Source organism: Ruegeria sp. HKCCD7255 (genome assembly GCF_013031565.1).
Lineage (GTDB): Bacteria > Pseudomonadota > Alphaproteobacteria > Rhodobacterales > Rhodobacteraceae > Ruegeria.
The window spans coordinates 115,537-135,692 of record NZ_WQAG01000010.1; the positions used below are offsets into that span (position 1 = coordinate 115,537).

The window sequence follows — 20,156 nt, forward strand, 5'->3', positions numbered from 1 at the left end:
GGTTGGGCTATTCGGTTGAATTCAGAGGCGATGCTTCGGGGTCTTCGAAATGGTGATACGTGAGGGCCAGCGCGACGACGCCCGGGATATGGTGCAAATCCATGATGGTTTCCGAGGCCAGCCGATCCTCGGTGTCTTCGACGACAACGACAAAGCGACCATCCTCAGCCTCGGCATGCACTTCCACACCCGGTGTGGTGTCCATGGCCTGGCGCGCAACGCTGCTGCGTTCAGGTGCGACATGGACCAGGCAGCCACAGATATTCATGACAAAACCTCTTGCGCGACAGCAGATTGTTGTTCGAAAGATACAGCACCCACTGGGCATACGGACGCGCACGCGCCGCAACCTGTGCAGCGGTCCAAATCAATCTCTGGCTGTGCGCGACCCCCCAGTTGCAGTTTGAAACGAATGGCGCTTTGGTCACAGCTGTCCTGACACGACCTGCAGCTGATGCCCGTCATTGAGAGGCAATGGTCATGGATGAGTGCACGCCAGGGCCATAGCGAAACATGCTCGGCTGAAAGGGCACCGGTTTGGCAGCTTTCGGCACAGCGGCCACAAAAGGTGCAAGCGCCAAGGTCAAAGTCGACTTTCGGAAAACCATCAGCGCCAGCTCTCAAAATACCTTCCGGGCAGACTGGAACACAATCTCCGCATTGGTTGCACAGATCATCAAATCGGGCCTCAACCCAACCCGGTGGACGAATCGCATCTTCGTCCCTTCTCAGCGCTCTTGCACTTAGCAATGCGCGTCTTGTGGTCTGTTGACTCATTCGCTGCGACCTCAGATTCACAAATTCACTATAACGAATTTTACAATTTAAAACATCTTTTTATCTCGAATTGATACTCTTTTCAGAGCTAGCGATTGTGCCGCGTTGAGATCTAAGATGCGAAGAGCCTTGAAGCCGAACGCAAGCGGGCTGGTTTACTTGGTCCCAGCCTTATCGGGGAATAGACCCGCGAGGCCATCGGCGCTGGCTTCACAGACACCGCGCTCGGTGATCAGACCGGTCACAAGCCGGTTAGGTGTTACGTCAAAGGCTGGGTTACCGCCCAGTGTTCCTTTGGGCGTTACGCGCACATCGCCAATCTCGTCCCCTTCGGTCATGCCCAGAACGTGGCTTACTTCCAACTCGGCGCGTTCTTCGATGGGGATGTCTGCAACCCCGTCGCTGAGCGTCCAGTCGATGGTGGGTGACGGCAGCGCCACATAGAAGGGCACTCCGTTGTCATGCGCGGCGAGCGCCTTGAGGTAGGTGCCGATCTTGTTGCAGACGTCACCACGCGCGGTGGTGCGGTCGGTGCCGGTAATGACCAAATCAACCATCCCGCGCTGCATCAGATGCCCACCCGCGTTGTCGACGATATAGGTATGGCTGATCCCCTGCTCGCCCAATTCCCATGAGGTCAGCGCCCCCTGATTGCGGGGGCGGGTTTCATCGACCCAAACGTGGATCGGAATGCCAGCGGCCTGCGCGTGATACATCGGGCTGGTCGCTGTGCCCCAATCCACTGTTGCCAACCAACCCGCGTTGCAATGGGTTAAAAGACGAACCGGTTCGCCGTCTTTCTTTCGTGCCGCAATGTCCTTGATCAGCGCCAAACCGTTTTCACCGATGCGGCGGTTGATCTCGATATCTTCTTCAAAGACCTCAAGCGCCAGAGCCCAGGCCGCATCCGCACGCTGCTCTGTCGGTAATGGCAACAAAACCTCGCGGCACCGATCCAGAGCCCAGCGCAGGTTCACTGCGGTTGGGCGTGTGGCATACAGCACAGCGCTTGAGTGTTCGAAGTTCTGATCCGAGGGGTCGCGCTGCATGGCTTCGGCGATCCCATAGGCGGCCGTGGCGCCAATCAAAGGTGCGCCGCGTACCCACATGTCGCGGATCGCGACTTCGAAATCTTCCAGCGAGGACAAGGTGACGATCTTGAACGCATGGGGCAACCAGCGCTGATCGATGATCCGCACCTCTCCGCTGCCCGCATCGCGCCAGATCGACCGGTAGTGAACTCCATCAACCTTCATCAAACGTCCTCCGTGAAAAATCGAACCGTATGGTGTAAATCGCCTGCGATCAGTTTGAAGTTCTGTGCCGTTCCGTCAAGGAGATCATATGAAGACCTGGCCAATCAAAGCACCGAGACCAGCGCCACCAGTGCAACCACGCCCAAGCAAAACGCCATCGCAAAGTTGATCGCGCGATGCGTTTTTTCACTCAGATCAAGACTGCCCAGCTTTGCGCCCATCCCCAGCCAAATCAAATGCACCGGCACCCAGATCATGTTGAACAGAATGAGTTTCAGGATGACCTCCCACAGCGGTGCTTCGGGCAGGAAGGCAAAGCCGGAAAACAGCGCAGTGCTGACCACATAAGCCTTAGGATTGATGAATTGCAGCATCAGGCCATTCCTGAACCCAAGCGGGGCCGCAGCGGGCGAAAAGCCAACCTTTGATCCCGCGCTGGCGATGCGCCAGGCCAGAAACAGCAGATATCCAACCGAGGCAAACAGCAGCACCGTTCTCAGCAAAGGCACGGCCAGAGCGGCAGCGGCGACGCCTGAAATCACCAGCATCATGTTGATGAATCCGCCCACCATCAGACCGGCCATAAAGGCCAGGCCTGCCCGGAAGCCAAAGGCCGACCCGATACCGGCAGTTGTCAGAACCCCCGGCCCCGGCGTTATCAGCAGGAAGAAAACCGCAACAACAAACTCAAGCACCTGTCAGACCGACCCTTTACAGATCTTGGCATTCCGGTACGGCAGTCAGGACCGAACCATCTTTGAGATGCCGCAACAGGTTATCGACAGTCAGATCACCCATTGCGGCCCGTGTTTCAACTGTGGCGCTACCGGCGTGGGGCAGAAGAACGACGTTGGGGAGGTCCCGCAGGGCCTGGGGCACGCGCGGTTCCTCTGCAAACACATCCAGACCGGCCCAACCCAGCTCTCCGTTTTGAAGCGCGTTGATCAAGGCGGCCTCGTCTACGACCGAGCCCCGGCTGACATTGATCAGCGTTCCGTCAGGCCCCAGTGCGCGCAGAACCTCGGCATTGACCAGCTTGTTTGTCGAAGGCCCGCCAGGTGTGATGCAGATCAGCACGTCCACATGATCGGCCATGTCGCGCAAAGAGTCGAAATACCGGTAGGGCACATCCTTTTTGCTGCGCGTGTGGTAAGAGATTTCTGGCGCCCAGGGCTCCAGCTTGTCAACGATGGCCTGACCGATGCGGCCAAGACCCAGAATGCCTATCTTTCGTCCGTCAGCCGACCGGGTCAAAGGGGCGTTGCCCTCGGTTTCCCAGCGACCAGACCGGACATAAGCATCGTCGCGCAACAGTTCTCGGTAACAGGACAAGAGCAACAGAACCGCCGTTGTTGCAACCTCTTGGTTCAAGACATTGGGCGTGTGCGTCACCATGATCCCACGCCGAGCGGCGGTCTGCGCGTCAACCGCATCATAGCCAACCCCATAGACGCTAATCATCTTGAGATTGCTCAGTGAATCCATCAGATCCTGCGGCACCCCGTCATGGCCGTTTGTGATGACATGCGTGATATCTTCGGCGTTGAAATCGGTTGTCTGGTGGATATCAAACTCCGCCATCAAACGCTCACGCATGCGTTCGGTGATGCCGCCGATCTGCAACAGATCAGTCATCTTGGCCTACCTTCTGCTTTTGCGTGCCCAGCCCGTCGATCCTCAGCTCCATCACATCGCCTTTTTTTAGAAAGACCGGTTCGGGCTTGATCCCCATGCCAACACCGGGTGGTGTGCCTGTCGAGATCACATCACCGGGGTGCAGGGTGAAAAGCTGGCTCAGATGTTCGATGATTTCCGCCACTGTAAAGATCATCGTGGCGGTGTTTCCGGTCTGCATGCGCCGACCGTTCACATCCAGTGACATGCCCAGGTTCTGAGGGTCCGGCACCTCATCGCAGGTCACCAGCCAAGGTCCGGTGGGACCAAAGGTGTCGCAGGATTTACCCTTGGTCCACTGACCGGTCAGTTGGGTCTGAAAGTGCCGCTCGGACACATCGTTCACGATGCAGTACCCGGCGACATAGTTCAACGCGTCCGCTTTCGCGACATATTTGGCGGTCTTTCCGATCACCACGCCCAGTTCCACTTCCCAATCCGTATGGGTCGACCCGCGCGGCATCACCACATCATCATTGGGGCCCACGATGGCCGAGTTTGCCTTGAAGAACAGGATGGGGTGTTTTGGAATGTCAGCTCCGGTCTCGGCCGCATGATCCGAATAGTTCAGACCAATGCAAAGGAATTTCCCGATATTGCCAACACATGCCCCGATCCGGGGGTCGCCTTCGACAACAGGCAGGCTTTCGGGATCCAGCGCGCGCAATTGACCCAGTGTCTGATCGTCCAGCATGGCCCCGGTGATATCGGACACATGGGCCGACAAATCACGCAGCTGTCCAGCCGCATCCACCAAAGCGGGCTTTTCTGATCCTTCAGCCCCGTAACGTACAAGTTTCATGTCTGTCCCCCCTTCAGTGATTGTCGCGCGGCATGAATTTGCGCGCGATATCGCTGTATTTATCCGCCCCTTTCAGGGTCATCCCGCGATCCAACCGACCGACTTTTTCGCGGAAAATCTCCTGCCAGGGCGATTGGTTGGGTGGCATGGCATAGCCGCCAGCAGCCTCTAGCGCGCGGGCCCGTTCGTGCAGCTCCTCCAACGGAACCAGCATATCAGCAGTGCCTTTGCCCAGGTCGATCCGCAACTGGTCACCGTTTTGCACCAGCGCCAGGCCACCGCCTTCTGCGGCTTCGGGTGAGGCATTCAGGATCGATGGGCTTCCCGAAGTGCCCGATTGCCGCCCATCGCCAATGCAGGGCAATGCCTCAACCCCCTGTTTCAACAGATACGAAGGCGGGCGCATGTTCACCACTTCGGCAGCACCGGGATAGCCTTTGGGCCCAGCTCCACGCATGATCAGAATACAGTTCGCGTCGATATTCTCGGACGGGTCATCGATGCGGTGATGAAAATCCTCGGGCCCGTCGAACACAACCGCCCTGCCCTCGAACGCATCCGGGTCATCCGGGTTCGACAGATACGCCTTGCGAAACGCGGGCGAAATCACCGAAGTTTTCATGATCGCGCTTTCGAACAGGTTTCCTGACAGGTTGATAAAGCCCGCCTGCTCCTTGACCGGGTTGCTGACCGGCTTGATGACATCCGCATTCAGTGACCGGCGCTTGGTGCAGTTTTGCCCCATCGATTGCCCGTTTGCCGTGATCGCATCCGGGTTTGGCAGCAGCCCGCCTTCGATCAGCTCTCCGATAACAGCCGGAACACCGCCCGCCTGCTGATAATCTTCGCCCAGGTATTTCCCGGCGGGCTGCATGTTGACCAAAAGCGGCACGTCATGGCCGAATTTTTGCCAGTCATCATTGTCCAGCGGCACACCCAGATGCCGGGCAATCGCGTTCAGGTGGATCGGCGCATTCGTCGACCCGCCGATGGCCGAATTGATGACGATTGCATTCTCAAACGCCGCGCGGGTCATGATGTCGCTGGGTCGCAGATCGTCCCAGACCATCTCGACAATGCGTTTTCCGGTCTTATAGCTGATCTGCCCACGTTCGCGGTAAGGCGCTGGAATCGCTGCAGAACCCGGCAACTGCATGCCCAGAGCCTCAGCCAGCGAATTCATCGTGGTGGCCGTACCCATCGTGTTGCAATAGCCCACCGAAGGCGCCGAGGCGGCGGCGATTTCCATGAACTCATTGGTGTCGATCTCTCCGGCGGCCAAGTTCTCGCGCGCCTTCCAGATGACGGTGCCGGAACCGGCCCGCTCGCCTTTCCACCAGCCATTCAGCATCGGCCCCACAGACAAGGCAATCGCAGGGATGTTCACCGTCGCGGCAGCCATCAGCAGCGCGGGCGTAGTCTTGTCACATCCGATATTCAGCACGACCCCGTCCAGCGGATAACCAAACAGGCTTTCGACCAAAGACAGATAGGCCAGATTGCGGTCAAGCGAGGCGGTAGGCCGTTTGCCGGTTTCCTGGATCGGATGCACCGGGATTTCGATACATGTCCCTCCGGCAGCAATGATCCCGTCGCGCACCCGTTTGGACAGCTCGATATGATGCCGGTTACAGGGGCTCAGATCACTGCCGGTCTGAGCGATGCCGATGATCGGCTTGCCCGATTGCAGCTCTTCCCGCGTCAGCCCGTAGTTGAGGTATCTTTCAAGATACAAAGCGGTCATTTCCAGGTTGTCGGAATTCATGAACCACTTGCGCGACCGCAGATCGTCTTTGGATATTTTTGTCATTGGCCTGACCAGCCCCCGTCAATGATATGTGTGTGTCCTGTGGTGAATGCGCTCTCGTCGCTTGCCAGATAAACGACCAGAGCTGCGATCTCTTCTGCTTTGGCGACACGCCCCATCGGTTGGCGCGCCACAAACTGCGCCAGGGCCTCTTCCCGGCTGCCCAGTTGTTTGCCAAGGGCGTCGACCCGATCGCGCCAGCTTGGGCTGTCGACCGTGCCCGGGCAAATGCAGTTGCACCGAAGGCCCTGTGTTATGAAATCAACGGCCACCGACTTTGTCAGCCCGACAACAGCGGCCTTGGTTGTACCGTAAACAAAACGGTTCGGCGCGCCGATGATAGACCCCAAAGCCGAGGACATATTGATGATCGACCCGCTTCCTCTTTCGAGCATCCCAGGCAGCGCAGCCTTGATCGTGCGCACCATCGAGCGCAGGTTCAGATCCATCGCAAAGTCCCATTCGTCATCCGTCGCATCCAGAATGGTGCCGTGATGAACAAAGCCCGCGCAGTTGAACAGGACATCCGGCTTGGCCAGCGCAACTGCCTCTTGGACGCTATCGTCATCCCTGACATTCATCTCGAAAATTTCGATATTTTCGAGATTCTCATCGCGAATCGAAGATAGGCTTTGCGTGTCTATATCCGTCGCAAAGACCATCGCGCCCTCGCGCGCCATGGCTATTACACTGGCCCGACCGATCCCCTGAGCGGCAGCTGAAACCAGCACTCGCTTTCCCTTAAGTCGTTCTGACATAAAAACTTTTCGACCTCATATCTAGCAACCGAATCGGTGATGCTTGTTCCCCTGGCCACCTGAAATACAAAGAAACCTATGCAGGTTTAAAACGATTTCTGGCATGTAGGCCTCAGGCCGTTAGCGTAAGTCAGAGATGCGGGTTTGACCATAACCCTGCGCGGTGCAGTTTGAGGAGAACAGAAAAACATGAGCGAAAAACCGAACGTGGCGTTGTTGGGAACCGGTCTTATGGGTGGCCCGATGGCACGAAATCTCTTGGCGGCAGGCTTCCCGTTGACGGTCTGGAACCGCAGCCTTGAAAAAGCCCAACCTTTGGCCTCGGACGGAGCGAAGGTGGCCGACAGCGCGGCGCTTGCGGTAAAGGATGCCGATATCATCATCACCATGCTGTCCGATGGCTCCGCCACCGCTGCGCTGCTGGACGATGCGTCTTTTTGTGAACAGCTGAAACCTGGAACAATCTGGATCGACATGTCCAGCGCCAAGCCAGAACATGCCCGCGCCCAATCGGCCCAGTTGGCAGCGCTTGGAGTGTCGCATTTGGATGCACCGGTCTCCGGCGGCACCAAAGGGGCTGAAGCAGCGACACTTGCAATCATGGTCGGCGGAGAAGCCGAGGTGATGGATCAGGTCAAACCGGTCCTGTCCGCGATGGGACGCCCGGTTCACGTAGGCTCCAGCGGCGCCGGACAATTGTGCAAACTGGCCAATCAAACCATCGTCGCCGTGACCATTTCCGCCGTAGCCGAAGCAACGCTGCTGGCCCAGCAAGGCGGCGCGGACCCGGCAGCCCTGCGCAAAGCTCTGACTGGCGGATTTGCCGATAGCGTCATTTTGCAACAGCATGGCGAACGCATGTCCGAAGGCAATTTCGAACCGGGTGGCTTGTCGAAATTTCAGGTTAAGGACCTGGACAACACGTTGGAAGAAGCTCGCAGTTTGGGGTTGGAACTGCCCAGCACGCAAAGCGTACGCGACCGGTTCGCCTATCTGATCGAAGACATGGGCGGGGCCGATTGGGATCATTCGGCCTTGTATCTGGAACTTAAAAAACGGAACGGCATGTCATGACACAGATCCTTGTCATCGGCGGCGGTGGAATGCTCGGCCAGAAATTGGCGCAGCGTCTTTCAACCGAAAACCCCTTTGGGCCCGACGCGCGGGTTACGCTTTTTGATCTTGGTTTCCCGTCGCCCAGCGCAGCTGGTGAACAGATCGTCGGCGATATTGCTGCTCCGACTGCGGCCAAGGCCCTGGCTGCTCGGCGGCCCGATCTGATTTTCCACTTGGCCGCGATCGTTTCAGGTCAGGCCGAGGCCGACTTTGCCTTGGGCTGGGATGTGAATCTGATGGCAAGTTGGGCGCTGCTGAATGCGCTGAAAGATGAACATGACGCCTCAGAGGGGCAATACCGCCCCCGGTTTGTTTTCGCATCCTCGATTGCCGTATTCGGAGCCCCCTTTCCCGAGAAGATCGACGACGAATTTCTGTCGGCCCCTTTGACCAGCTACGGAGCGCAGAAGGCCGCGTCGGAACTGATGGTTTCGGACTTTAGCCGCAAGGGGTACATCGATGGTCTGTCGCTGCGCTTGCCAACGATATGTGTCCGCCCGGGCAAGGCCAATGCTGCAGCGTCCTCGTTTTTCTCGGGGATCATCCGAGAACCTTTGAATGGGGTCGAGGCTGTCCTACCCGTGGCCGACACCGTACGACATTGGCACGCAAGCCCCCGCGCTGCAGCCGGTTTTCTGACACATGCTGCACAGTTGGACACAGCGCGTTTGAAAGGTCGGCGGGCATTAAACATGCCCGGCGTCAGCTGCACAGTTGCAGAACAAATCGAAGCGCTGCGAAAAGCGGCCGGTGCAAACACGGCCAATCTGATCAAGTACAGACCGGATCCCACAATCGACAGCATTGTCCAAGGCTGGCCACGAAACTTCGACACAAAACGCGCATTGACGCTGGGTTTCAAAGCAGAAACCAGTTTCGACGACATCATCCAAGCCTATCTCGAGGATGACTTTGGCCGTTAGTCTCCCATCGTCTTTCCCGTGAGATGGCGCTTCAGGTGGTCGTGGATCTTGTCCCGCGTCAACTGCTCATCCCCTGACAAAGCAGCCTTCAGAATATCGGCATGATGCCTGATGTTCTGAGAGATATGTCCGAAATTTCGATCAGCCACCATCAGTTGCTGCCTGAATTGCGCGTAGATCCGGCCATGCATCTGCTTGAGAGTGTCCGATCCACAGGCGGATATGAGCGTCTCGTGAAATTCCTTTTCCGACGTAAACCAAATCTCGACCAGATCACTTGGATCTTCGGCAGCATGAATGCGCTTTTCGATATGGCTAAGCTTATGATGGGCAGCCGTTAGCCTTGCCTCCCAATCCACTCCGCCATTGCGAATTGACATCGCTGTGCCCTCGGCTTCCAGCAAAATCCGAATATGGGTCAGCTCGATAAGCTTCTTGGGCGAGCGTTTGGGAACACGGAAACCCCGTTGCTCTTGAAAGTCGACAAGGCCAACCGTCGACAATCGAAACAGAACTTCGCGAACGGTACTGGCCGAGCAATTGTATTCCTTTCGCAATTCCTCAGCTCGAACCTTGGCTCCATGCTCGAATCCCCGAGAGATCAGACGCCTTCTAAGGCTTTGATAAATATCGACGTCTTCACTCATTTAGGAACGCACCTCTGCGTTTGGGCTTGAACCCGTCCTAAACGTATTTTTGATTTTTGGCAATAATCTCGAAATTATTAAAAATCTCAAATTCTTCTTGTTGCATCCGCTACTTCGGCTTAACGTCAAACTGCGTAACGGCAAGGGAGGCAGCAAGATCTCCTTTCCCAAGGAACGCTCAACGTCTGGGAGGACAATATGAAAATAGTCAAAACAGCTGCCGTGGCGGCCCTAGCTACAACAATGGCAGCCGGTTTCGCGGTGGCGGAGACCACCAAGCTTAGAATTCAAACGCATTTCTCGCCTGAAACGCTGTCCGGACAGATGGCTGCCAAATACGTGGAAGACATCCAAGAGATGTCGAATGGCGAAATCGAAGTTGAAATGTTCTATTCGTCATCAGTGGTCAAATCGGTGGAAACCTTTGACGCTGCAGCAACCGGTATTCTGGACTGCGACATGACGGGTGGTGGCTATCAAACCGGTAAAAACCCTGCATTCCAGTTCGCGGGCGACCTGCTCGGCGGCTACCAGAACCCCTATCAGCAAATGGCCTGGCTGCTGCATGGTGGTGGTAGAGACGCGGTAAACGACCTTTACAATGGCTATGACATGGAGTTCATCGGGTGGTGGATTCCGGGGCCGGAATCGCTGTCTTCCACCAAACCGATTGCCAAGGTCGAAGACTTCAAGGATTGGAAATTCCGCTCACCTCCGGGTCTGGCCACCAAGGTTTTTGCCGAGCTTGGCGCATCACCCATCGTGATGGACTTTAACGAGATCTTCACCGCGCTGGAAACTGGCATTATCGACGGTGCGGATGCTGCAAACCTGACCAACAATGTGGGCTTGGGTCTTTATGAGATCGCTGGGCACACCAACTATCCTGGCTTCCACTCGATGCCGGCAGACCATCTGGCATGCCGCAAAGACGTGTGGGACGCGATGCCTGCGCACCACAAGAAGATCATGGAAGTCGCCATGGACAGCCTGGCACTGCACAACGCTACAATCAACGAAGTGCAGAACGCGCAAACCGCAAAAGACCTGAAGGCGAAAGGCGTACAGCTGTACGAATGGACACCGGAAGATCTGGCCGCTTACCGCGCAGCTGTTCAAGTTGGTTGGACCGAGTTTGCCACGACCCCCGAAGCCCAGGCGCTTTTGGAGAGCCACATCAACTTCCTGCGCGATATGGGCGCGATGCAATAATCAAGCTTCAGCTGATTGTTGGCTGACAACGGATAGGCCGCGCGAACGGCCTGTCCGAACTTGCGCCGGGACCCCGATTTCATGAAAATCACCAGAATAACAAGCCACGTCCTGCAATACGATATGCCGGAAGTTCTTGGCTATTCGCAGCAGTACTACGACAGGCGCACAACCCATCTGGTCGAGGTTCAGACCGACGAGGGGATGACCGGCTGGGGTGAGTGTTTTGGCCCCGGCAATGTGGCCGTTGCCAACAAATCCATCGTCGAGAAAGTTATTCAACCAATGGTCCTTGGCATGGACCCGTTGGACAAGGACGTGATCTGGCACAAGGTGTATAACCTTCTGCGAGACCATGGCCAAAGCGGTATGCCGATCCAGGCCTTGTCTGGCGTGGACATCGCGCTTTGGGACATTGCGGGTAAGGTTTCTGGCTTGCCGCTGCACAAATTGTTGGGCGGTGCGCATCGAAACTCCGTGCCCTGCTATGGCTATGGCATGATGCTGCGGGATGAACCGGTCGATGATCTTGCACGGCGTTTCGAGGACGAAGCCGCGCAAATCAAAGCGATGGGTTTTACCGCCACTAAGATGAAAACCGGGTTCGGTCCAAAACCGGATGTCAAACTCTGCGAAGCCGTTCGGAGAGGCGTGGGTGACGGTTTTCGGTTCATGGTCGACGCGAACCACGCTTACACAACCTCGGACGCATTCTACGTTGGCCGCGCGCTTGAAGAACTGGACGCCTATTGGTTCGAAGAACCCGTCGCGCCCGAAGACATTGACGGCTATCGCGAACTTCGCGCCGGGTTGAAGATCAACATTTCGGGTGGTGAGGCGGTGTTCAACCGCTGGGCCTGGCGACATCTTCTTGAAAACCGGGGCCTAGACATCGCGCAGCCCGAGGTTTGCGCTTTGGGCGGTATCTCGGAATACCTTCGGGTGCTGGCGCTTTGCCACGCGCATTTCACACCTGTGGTCAATCATGTCTGGGGCAGCGCCATCGCCGTTGCGACCAATCTGCATCTTCTGGCGTCCATGCCCGCGCTGCCGGGTGGGTTGCACCCGTGGGAACCGATGCTGGAGTTCGACACGACAGACAACAAGTTCCGGGATGATCTACTGACAGTTCCGCTGGAAATTCAAAAACAGGTCAAGGCCAATAACGGCCGCGTCACGATCCCGACCGGCCCCGGACTGGGGGTCGAGCCAAATCGGGACTTCATCACGCATTACACGATCGACGGATAGGGACGAGGGTTAAACGATGCATAAAAACTCAGGCGGGCTCATAGAGTGGCTCATCCCCCTGGCCTTCGTCGCCACGGCCAGTTGGCTGGTTTGGCACCTGCCAGCCTTTTTGCTGGACTGGCTGCCTTACGAGTCTGAATCACTCAAAAGCCAGGTCACTGAAATCTATCTGCGCAGTGACGTGACACCCGAAATGGCGGGCGTTTTCGGCGGGTTCATCGACATCATCGACCTTGCTGCGCTGATCCTTTTACCCATCCTTGCTGTGATCGGAACCAAGACCGTTCGACCGGCTGCGATGGAGTTTGACGGCCCCACGGCAATGGATCATTTCGCGCTGTTCATCGGGCGTGTCACCATGATGATGATCGCGATCATGACCGTTGTGATGCTGTACGAAGTGTTCATGCGGTACATTCTGGAAAAGCCGACCGAATGGGCCAACGAGATGACCCTTTGGTTTGCCAGTTTCGTATTCCTGATGTCCGGCTATTATGCCATGCAGCAGCGCAGCCATATTCGGATTTTCCTGCTTTATGATGCCGTGCCTCGTTGGCTTCAACGCGTATTCGATACGATCTCGACGGTGCTTATCGTGCTGTTTGCGTTCTTTCTGGTCTACGGCAGCTTCAAGCAGGTTTTCGTCAATAAGCTTTACAAATGGGAGCTTTACGGCTCGGCCTTCAACCCGCCGATACCAGCGACCCTGCAGCCCATGGTGCTGATCGTGATCACACTTGTGGCGATGCAGGCGATTTTGAACCTGATCGCAGATTGGAACAAAGAGCCAGAAATCCACACCGATGAGCCAGACGAAGACGAAATAGAAATGATCAAGAAAGCGGTGGGGCAAGACTGATGGACATTGGAACAATCTCTCTCATCCTGATGGTCGCGCTGATCGCGCTTTTGGCCATCGGTATGCCTCTGGGTCTGGCATCGGCTTCGCTGGCCGTTCTGGTTCTGGTGTTGAAGTTCGAGCCTACCCTGCTTTTGAACCCGTTCTCTTTCGGGGACGGCATTCTCACCGGGCGCCCGGGCACCGGGCCCTTATATATCCTGGCCCAGAAAATATACGGGCTCTTAACGGACTACGTGCTCATATCCGTACCCTTGTTCATCTTCATGGCCTCGCTGCTGGAACGGTCCGGGATCGCCAAGGACATGTATTCCTCGCTGAATGTCTGGTTGTCGCGGACCCGCGGTGGGATTGCCATCGTGACCTCGATCATGGCCGTCATCATGGCCGCCATGTCCGGCATTATTGGGGGTGAAGTGGTCCTGCTGGGCCTGATCGCCCTGCCGCAGATGCTGCGGCTGGGATATAACCAGAACCTCGCGATTGGGGTGATCTGTGCGTCCGGGTCGCTGGGCACCATGATCCCGCCCTCGATTGTACTGATCATCTACGGGCTGATCACGGAAACCTCGATCAAGTCGCTGTTCACCGCGTCGTTCATCCCCGGTTTCATGCTGGCCTCAATGATCATTCTCTACATCATCATTCGCACCCAGCTGAACCCGGACCATGCACCTTTGCCGGAACCGGATCCCAACGACCCTGAACCTGGCGAAAAGCGCAAACTCTTTGCCGCGTTCATGAGCATTGTCGTCGCTGGTTTTTCGACTGTCCTGTTCATCCGCGCCGCCTTTTTCGAGCTTTCGGGCTCGAACGCGGCAAGCCAGGGTGAACCTGCGCGGCTGGGAACGGTAGAATACCTGCCCTGGTTCGCAGGCATCACCATCGTCTCTCTGTTGTTGATCTTTTTCGTCTTCGGGCGTGAACGCGCGAAGATCGGATGGGAGATGGGCAAAGGTCTAGTCGCGCCGCTTGTCGTCATCGGTGTTGTGCTTGGCTCGATCTATGGTGGCATCACCGGGATCACCGAAGCGGCGGGCATGGGCGCCTTTGCCGTTCTGATCATTGCCATTCTCAGGGGCGAAGGATCATTTGAACTGGTTTGGGACAGCCTTATGCGTACACTCAAATCCACTGGTACGATCATCTGGGTCACCATTGGTGCTGCGGCGCTGGCGGGTGCCTATACCATCGCGGGTGGGCCGCAATATGTGGCCGATCTGATTGTTGGACAGGACCTGCCCACGATGTTGGTCATTCTGGTGATGATGCTGATCCTTCTTTTCATGGGGGCCTTCATGGATTGGGTCGGTATTGTACTGCTGATCATTCCGGTGTTCCTGCCCATCGTGCTGCGCCTGCCCATCGAAGAGATCGGGCTTATTGGTCAACTTGACCCAAGCCATGTGGCAATCTGGTTTGGCGTTGTGTTCTGTATGAACATGCAGGTCAGCTTCCTGTCTCCACCCTTTGGCCCTGCGGCGTTCTATCTGAAGTCGGTGGCCCCGCCCCATATCAGCCTTACAGATATCTTCCGTGGCTTCCTGCCCTTTATCGGAATTCAGCTGCTGGCGCTTTCGGTGCTGCTGATTTGGCCCGGTATCATCGCGCTGCTGCTATGAGGCCCTGCCACAGCAGATCGGAGCGGTAACGTGAAGCGGATCCTGGTGGTCGGAGGCGGGTTGATCGGTATGCGCCACGCGCAGGCTGTGATGCACCATCCCGATTGCGCGCTGGTGGGGCTGGCCGATCCCGACCCCACCATCCAGATCGACGCCCCGCGGTTTTCCTGCATGGGTTCCGTCGAAGCAGAGGTCGATGGCGCTATTATTGCCACGCCCACCCATCTGCACGCAGATCATGGGATCGAGGCGGCCCAGCGCGGATGGCATGTGCTGATCGAAAAACCGGTGGCCGGTTCGGTCGGGGACGCTCAGCGACTTCAAGCGGCACTGCAAGGCGCGGGCGTTCAAAGCCTGGTGGGTCATCACCGGCGCTATCACCGCAGCTTGCAACAACTGAGGGGTAAGATCGCCGAAGGGGCAATTGGCCGGGTCATCAATGTCTCATTGCTGTGGGCCATGCGCAAACCCGATAGCTATTTCCAGCAGAACTGGCGCACATCGGATGGCAGCCCCGTGATGATCAACCTTGTGCATGACATAGATGTGCTGCGCTTTGTCATCGGCGAGATTACCCAGATCGCGGCCCTGCGCGGCGCATCTTTGCGCGAATCCGAACGCATCGAAAGCGGCGCCATCGCGTTGGCCTTTGACACGGGGGCCACCGGAACCATCAGCTTCACAGACGCCGCCCCAAGCCCATGGGGGTTTGAGGCCGGAACCGGTGAGAACCCAAATATCGGCACTACCGGGCAAGACATGATGTGGATCACAGGCACCCAAGGTGCCATCAGTTACCCCTCGATGACGCTCTGGCAGGGGCAGGATTGGGGCACGGCTGCGACGCGACAACCGCTGGAAACTCCGATCCAGGATCAGCCCCCTTTGGCGGCGCAACTGGATCACTTTTTGGAAGTGATCGATGGAGCGGCACCGTTGATCGACGTCGCCGATGCTGCGCGCACGCTCGAAATTGCCACGATGATAGAAGAAACGCTCCGCGCGCAACCCGCCGGGGCAGGATATAGCTGACCGCAAGGTCTTGGATGGAAAGGACACCCAATGAGCAAACCATCAATTGGATTTATTGGTCTGGGCCTGATGGGCGGCGCCATGGTCAGCCGCCTTTTGGACAAAGGCTATGCCGTCACCATTCTGGGAAACCGTGACCGCACCCATCTGGATGCTGCGATTGCCAGGGGCGCGACTGAGGCCGCAAATGCCTGCGAACTGGCCAAGGCCAGCGATATCGTCATGCTGTGCATGGGCACCTCGGATCAGGTTGAAGGCCGTATGCGCGGTACGGATGGGGTAATCGCCGGATTGAAAGACGGTGCAATCGTCATCGATTTCGGCACCTCGCTTCCGGGCAGCACGCGCACTCTTGCGGCTGAGGTTGCAGCCGCCGGAGGCAGCTATCTTGACGCTCCGCTTGGCCGCACCCCGGCGCATGCGCTGGACGGCAAGCTGAACATCATGACCTCGGGCAACAAAGCGGCCTATGACAATGCCGAACCGGTATTGAAAGATCTGGGCGAAAACGTCTTTTACCTCGGGGAGGTCGGCTCGGGGCATACAATCAAACTGATCAACAACTTCTTTGGCATGACAGTGGCCAACGCTATGGCCGAAGCTTTGGCGATGGCGGATGTGGCGGGCGTTGACCGCAAACAGCTTCATGAGGTGATGGCTGCAGGCCCGCTGCATTGCGGGATGATGGATTTTGTCGCGGCCTACGGGGTCGAGGGCGACCCGAACCAACTGGCCTTTGCAATCAAGAACGCGGCGAAAGATCTCGGCTATTACGACCGCATGGCCAAAGAGGCCGGCGTTACAAGCGTGATGTCACAGGGCACGTTTTCTGCGCTCAATGATGCGCGTGACAGCGGACAAGCAGACGATATGGTCAGTCAGATGGTGGACTATTATGTCAATCGCTTCAAAAGCTGAGTGATGCCTGTCACGGCCAGTTCAACAGCGGATCTTCCGCGCCTCGGCATTCTGATGATGCTGTTGGCGTGGTTGGCCTTTTCGATTGTCGATCTGGGCGCCAAGTGGCTGGCCGTGGCCGGAATTCCTGCGTTTCAACTGGCCTTCATGCGCTATGCGGGCCACTTCGTGATCTCTCTGGGCGTTGTTGCAAAAGGTGGATTGGGGCTGCGCCGCTTTCAGACCGATCACCCGTGGCAGGTGATCAGCCGCGCGTTACTGTTGGTCTCAGCCACCGTCTTCAATTTTTACGTGCTTCAGTTTCTGTCGCTGGCAATCGTTTCGGCGATCATGTTCTCAAGCCCGGTGATCGTGTGTTTTCTGACCGTTTTTGTGCTGAAAGAGAAGGTCGGGCCTTGGCGCATCGGCGCAATCATACTGGGGTTTCTGGGTGTTCTGATCATCCTGCGCCCCTTCGGCACTGTCTTTCATCCAGCGATGCTGTTGATCGTCTACAATGCCACAGCGCTGGCACTGTATTCCATCATGACGCGCAAGTTGTCAGGTGTCGTCGCCGTTGACACGATGCAGTTTTATCTGGGTTTGACCGGCACAATCGTTCTGCTGCCCTTCGCCCTTTGGTTCTGGGTTCAACCTGATAATATCGGCGGAGTGCTTATTCTGATCGCTTTGGGCGTCTTCGGGTGGGTTGGTCACCAATTGCTGACCAATGCGCATCGGTTCGGCACAGCCAACCAGTTGATGCCGTTCACCTACTCCTACCTGATCTATATGGCGATTTGGGGGTATCTGGTCTTTGGCACTGTTCCGGACGCCCGCACCCTGACCGGTGCTGCCCTGATCATGAGCGCAGGGCTGATCATCTGGAAACGAGAAAAAGCCTAGCAGTTGGTCCACACCAAGGGGCCAAACTCACTTCTGCCGAATGGCAGGCGCAAGATCCTCGGCACCGATCAATTTCAACAATGCAGGCACCGGATCCGTCTGTCTTGCGGCCGTCGCGATCTCATCTGCCAGTGGGTCGTTCAATGCCCTGCCCTGCGCCGTTTCCGAAAGACAAAACGCGATCCAAAACCGCAGCCCGTCCCGAACGGCTTCTGACCCCGTCTCACGCAGGGTCGGCAAGAACCGGTAGGGTAGTTTCTGACTGCCATCCATCGCGATCTGATCGAGGCGGTGTGCCAGCTCTGGATTTTCGAACCGGTGGATCAACGCTTGCGCATAGGCCGGAACCTGATCCTGCAACGCCGCGGGCAGAGTGCTGCCTGCATCCGCCATCAACCGGGTCACCAGAGGGCGCAAGACCAGATCGGCCACCGCTTCATGCACATAGGTCAGGCCCCGCCCGAGCCCACCATAGGCCAAAAGCGAATGCGCGCCGTTCAACATGCGCAGTTTGCGCTTTTCATGCGGTGCAACATCATCGGTCAGTTGCACACCCGGCCAATCCGGGCGCGCACCTGCAAAGTGGTCTTCGATGACCCATTCAGAGAACGCCTCGGTCGGAACGGCCATCGGGTCACCACTGATCGCGCGCACTGCATCGGTGGTGGCCGGGGTGATACGGTCGACCATCGAATTGGGAAAACTCAGGATGTCCCAGTTCAAATCCAACCCGGCAGCCTGTGCAAAATCGTACACCGCTGATTTCAGGACCGCCCCGTTCTCGAACCGGTTGTCGCAGCTCAGCACAGTTACCGGCGATTGTCTTTGCGCCAAACCATGACCCAGGAACCCGATCAGAGTCGAAACCGCCTGCCCTGACAGATCCGACTGGATCGCCGCGTCTTGCAGGTTCAGCTTGCCACTTGCATCCAGATGATACCCCTTTTCGGTCACGGTCGCCGAAATGATATCTGCGGTCTGGATCACCTCAAAAACCGCCGCGCGATCTTCGGGCACAACCAAAACATCGCTTATCACCTCGATGCGCTTTACGCCCTGCCCTTGTACACACAAATCATAGGCAAAGCCCTGCTTGACCAGCCCGTCGCGAATTGTAGATGACCGCAGGCTAACGCCGATCACGTCCCATCCACCGGCCTGCGCCGTATAGTCCAGCAGATGTGCGCGGGCGAAATTTCCAAGCCCAAAGTGAAGAATTGTGCCCATCAGTTTTGCAACCCATATACCTGCCGCGCCAGATCCGTGGTCAGCAGCCCGGCCAGTCTTTCGGCGTCACTTTGCCCAAAATAGCCGCGCGCAACCTGCCGGGCCAAATGATCCGCAACCCCTCGCCGCCACAGATCATGCCGCGCAGGGATCGACAGAAAGGCGCGCGTGTCATCGTTGAACCCGGCCAGATTAAAGTACCCCGCTGTTTCAACCACCTGATCGAAATAGCGCGCGATACCTGTGGGGCTGTCGTGAAACCACCACGGAGGACCGATCCGCAGGCAGGGCCAGTGCCCGGCCATTGGGGCCAGTTCACGGGCATAGGTGGCCTCATCCAAGGTGAACAGGATGATGCGCAAGTCGGGGATGTTCCCGACCCGGTTCAACAGCGCCTCCAACCCGTTCACCCAATCCATTGCGATCGGAATATCCGCGCCCATGTCGCGCCCGAAATCGCGCATCAAATCATGGTTCGTGTTGCGCTTGCTGCCCGCGTGGATTTGCATGGTCAGCCCATCCTCGACCGACATTTGCGCCATTTCAATCAGCATATGCCCGTAAAACCGGCGCGCGTCCTGGGTCGAGCCCTTTTGCGTCTTGAGCCGCTGATAGAGTTCATCGGGTTCATCCAGCCACTCAGTATGCACGCGCTCGATACCATGATCCGTTGCGGTGCACCCCATTTCGATGAAAAACGCACGCCGCTTGCGAAGGGCTTGCAGATATCCGTCGTAGCTTCCCAGATCACAATCTGTGAGCGTTTCAAGCGCCGCAAGGTTCTGCACAAAACCGGGGTCGGCGCCGTCCAGAACTCCATCTGGTCGAAAGGTTGGGATCACCCGCCCGCCCCAATCACTGCGGCGGATTTCGGCGTGGTGAGACAGGTCATCCAACGCGGAATCCGTGGTGGCCAGAACCTCAAGCCCGAACTGGTCAAACAATGCCCTTGGACGAAACGCAGGACGGGCCAGTTGGTCGGAAATCTGGTCATAGATTGCGTCAGCAGACGCCTCGGACAACGCCTCGGAGATCCCCAACGTTTCACGCAGGACATAGCTGATCCAGACCCGCGACGGTGTTCCCAGAAACAGATTCCAATGCCGGGCAAAGGTACGAAACACATCGCGCGGATCGGTGTTACGCCCCTCTGGTCCCACCCCAAGCTCGTGCAGCGGGACACCTTGCGAATACAGCATTCGGAACACGTAGTGATCGGGCACAACCAGCAGCTCGGCCGGGTTTGGAAACGGTGCGTCAGAGGCAAACCACGCCGGGTCGCAATGGCCATGAGGCGAAACAATCGGCATATCCTTGATGCCGAGGTACAGGTTTTCCGCTACCTCCCCCAAATTACCTGTCAATTCAGCCTCCTAAACAGAAATTCTCA

The 20,156-nt window shown here is 57.2% G+C and carries 20 protein-coding genes; 9 read left to right on the forward strand and 11 right to left on the reverse strand.

The features are described from left to right. Positions 1 to 7 precede the first annotated feature (7 nt). The 8 genes from GOX45_RS17010 to GOX45_RS17045 all read right to left on the reverse strand — a co-directional run bounded on the left by GOX45_RS17010 (position 8) and on the right by GOX45_RS17045 (position 7,074). Positions 8 to 268, reverse strand: a complete 261-nt coding sequence (locus GOX45_RS17010) for a chaperone NapD (RefSeq protein ID WP_171102359.1) — start codon at positions 266 to 268, stop codon at positions 8 to 10. Beyond that, positions 265 to 777 carry a ferredoxin-type protein NapF gene (gene napF / locus GOX45_RS17015; RefSeq protein ID WP_171102360.1) on the reverse strand — a complete coding sequence of 171 codons (513 nt, stop codon included), beginning with the start codon at positions 775 to 777 and terminating at the stop codon, positions 265 to 267. The genes GOX45_RS17010 and napF overlap by 4 nt, the downstream gene beginning before the upstream one ends. A gap of 155 nt (positions 778 to 932) precedes the next feature. Next, complete coding sequence (mtnA, locus tag GOX45_RS17020; RefSeq protein WP_171102361.1) at positions 933 to 2,033, reverse strand: S-methyl-5-thioribose-1-phosphate isomerase; 1,101 nt, start codon at positions 2,031 to 2,033, stop codon at positions 933 to 935. A gap of 104 nt (positions 2,034 to 2,137) precedes the next feature. After that, positions 2,138 to 2,728 carry a LysE family translocator gene (locus GOX45_RS17025; protein ID WP_171102362.1) on the reverse strand — a complete coding sequence of 197 codons (591 nt, stop codon included), beginning with the start codon at positions 2,726 to 2,728 and terminating at the stop codon, positions 2,138 to 2,140. Positions 2,729 to 2,744: 16 nt separating this feature from the next. Beyond that, positions 2,745 to 3,668 (reverse strand): 2-hydroxyacid dehydrogenase, encoded by a 924-nt coding sequence (locus GOX45_RS17030; protein ID WP_171102363.1) that lies wholly within the window; start codon positions 3,666 to 3,668, stop codon positions 2,745 to 2,747. Then, complete coding sequence (locus tag GOX45_RS17035; protein WP_171102364.1) at positions 3,661 to 4,509, reverse strand: fumarylacetoacetate hydrolase family protein; 849 nt, start codon at positions 4,507 to 4,509, stop codon at positions 3,661 to 3,663. Before GOX45_RS17035 ends, GOX45_RS17030 begins: the two co-directional genes overlap by 8 nt. Positions 4,510 to 4,522: 13 nt before the next feature. Then, the gene (locus tag GOX45_RS17040; protein ID WP_171102365.1) at positions 4,523 to 6,319 is read right to left on the reverse strand and encodes an IlvD/Edd family dehydratase; all 1,797 of its coding nucleotides are present in this window, start codon (positions 6,317 to 6,319) and stop codon (positions 4,523 to 4,525) included. Further along, complete coding sequence (locus GOX45_RS17045) at positions 6,316 to 7,074, reverse strand: SDR family oxidoreductase (RefSeq protein ID WP_171102366.1); 759 nt, start codon at positions 7,072 to 7,074, stop codon at positions 6,316 to 6,318. The genes GOX45_RS17040 and GOX45_RS17045 overlap by 4 nt, the downstream gene beginning before the upstream one ends. A 189-nt stretch (positions 7,075 to 7,263) precedes the next feature. On the opposite strand from GOX45_RS17045, the gene GOX45_RS17050 reads away from it, so the two are divergent. Both GOX45_RS17050 and denD read left to right on the forward strand, forming a co-directional pair. Beyond that, positions 7,264 to 8,148, forward strand: a complete 885-nt coding sequence (locus GOX45_RS17050; RefSeq protein WP_171102367.1) for an NAD(P)-dependent oxidoreductase — start codon at positions 7,264 to 7,266, stop codon at positions 8,146 to 8,148. Further along, positions 8,145 to 9,113 (forward strand): D-erythronate dehydrogenase, encoded by a 969-nt coding sequence (denD, locus tag GOX45_RS17055; protein WP_171102368.1) that lies wholly within the window; start codon positions 8,145 to 8,147, stop codon positions 9,111 to 9,113. The genes GOX45_RS17050 and denD overlap by 4 nt, the downstream gene beginning before the upstream one ends. Here the strand turns inward: denD and GOX45_RS17060 are convergent. Beyond that, the gene (locus tag GOX45_RS17060) at positions 9,110 to 9,760 is read right to left on the reverse strand and encodes a GntR family transcriptional regulator (RefSeq protein ID WP_171102369.1); all 651 of its coding nucleotides are present in this window, start codon (positions 9,758 to 9,760) and stop codon (positions 9,110 to 9,112) included. The genes denD and GOX45_RS17060 overlap by 4 nt on opposite strands. Before the next feature lie 198 nt (positions 9,761 to 9,958). Here GOX45_RS17060 and GOX45_RS17065 point away from each other — a divergent pair, with 198 nt between their 5' ends. From GOX45_RS17065 to GOX45_RS17095, 7 genes are all read left to right on the forward strand, one after another. After that, positions 9,959 to 10,972 (forward strand): TRAP transporter substrate-binding protein, encoded by a 1,014-nt coding sequence (locus GOX45_RS17065; RefSeq protein WP_171102370.1) that lies wholly within the window; start codon positions 9,959 to 9,961, stop codon positions 10,970 to 10,972. Positions 10,973 to 11,053: 81 nt separating this feature from the next. Continuing rightward, positions 11,054 to 12,223: a mandelate racemase/muconate lactonizing enzyme family protein gene (locus GOX45_RS17070; RefSeq protein ID WP_171102371.1), complete on the forward strand. Its 1,170-nt coding sequence runs from the start codon at positions 11,054 to 11,056 to the stop codon at positions 12,221 to 12,223. Positions 12,224 to 12,239: 16 nt separating this feature from the next. Then, entirely contained in the window at positions 12,240 to 13,082 is an 843-nt protein-coding gene (locus tag GOX45_RS17075; RefSeq protein ID WP_171102372.1) for a TRAP transporter small permease subunit, read from the forward strand. Next, complete coding sequence (locus GOX45_RS17080) at positions 13,082 to 14,704, forward strand: TRAP transporter large permease subunit (RefSeq protein ID WP_171102373.1); 1,623 nt, start codon at positions 13,082 to 13,084, stop codon at positions 14,702 to 14,704. The genes GOX45_RS17075 and GOX45_RS17080 overlap by 1 nt, the downstream gene beginning before the upstream one ends. A gap of 30 nt (positions 14,705 to 14,734) precedes the next feature. Further along, a complete protein-coding gene (locus GOX45_RS17085) occupies positions 14,735 to 15,736 on the forward strand; it encodes a Gfo/Idh/MocA family protein (RefSeq protein WP_171102374.1) in 1,002 nt (333 codons plus the stop codon). A 30-nt stretch (positions 15,737 to 15,766) separates the two neighbouring features. After that, a complete protein-coding gene (locus tag GOX45_RS17090) occupies positions 15,767 to 16,654 on the forward strand; it encodes an NAD(P)-dependent oxidoreductase (RefSeq protein ID WP_171102375.1) in 888 nt (295 codons plus the stop codon). Between the two features lie 3 nt (positions 16,655 to 16,657). After that, the gene (locus GOX45_RS17095) at positions 16,658 to 17,539 is read left to right on the forward strand and encodes a DMT family transporter (RefSeq protein WP_171102376.1); all 882 of its coding nucleotides are present in this window, start codon (positions 16,658 to 16,660) and stop codon (positions 17,537 to 17,539) included. A 27-nt stretch (positions 17,540 to 17,566) separates the two neighbouring features. Here the strand turns inward: GOX45_RS17095 and GOX45_RS17100 are convergent, their stop codons facing one another. Both GOX45_RS17100 and uxaC read right to left on the reverse strand, forming a co-directional pair. Then, positions 17,567 to 18,766, reverse strand: a complete 1,200-nt coding sequence (locus GOX45_RS17100; protein WP_171102377.1) for a mannitol dehydrogenase family protein — start codon at positions 18,764 to 18,766, stop codon at positions 17,567 to 17,569. Continuing rightward, positions 18,766 to 20,130: a glucuronate isomerase gene (gene uxaC / locus GOX45_RS17105; RefSeq protein ID WP_254446054.1), complete on the reverse strand. Its 1,365-nt coding sequence runs from the start codon at positions 20,128 to 20,130 to the stop codon at positions 18,766 to 18,768. Before uxaC ends, GOX45_RS17100 begins: the two co-directional genes overlap by 1 nt. Positions 20,131 to 20,156 lie beyond the last annotated feature (26 nt).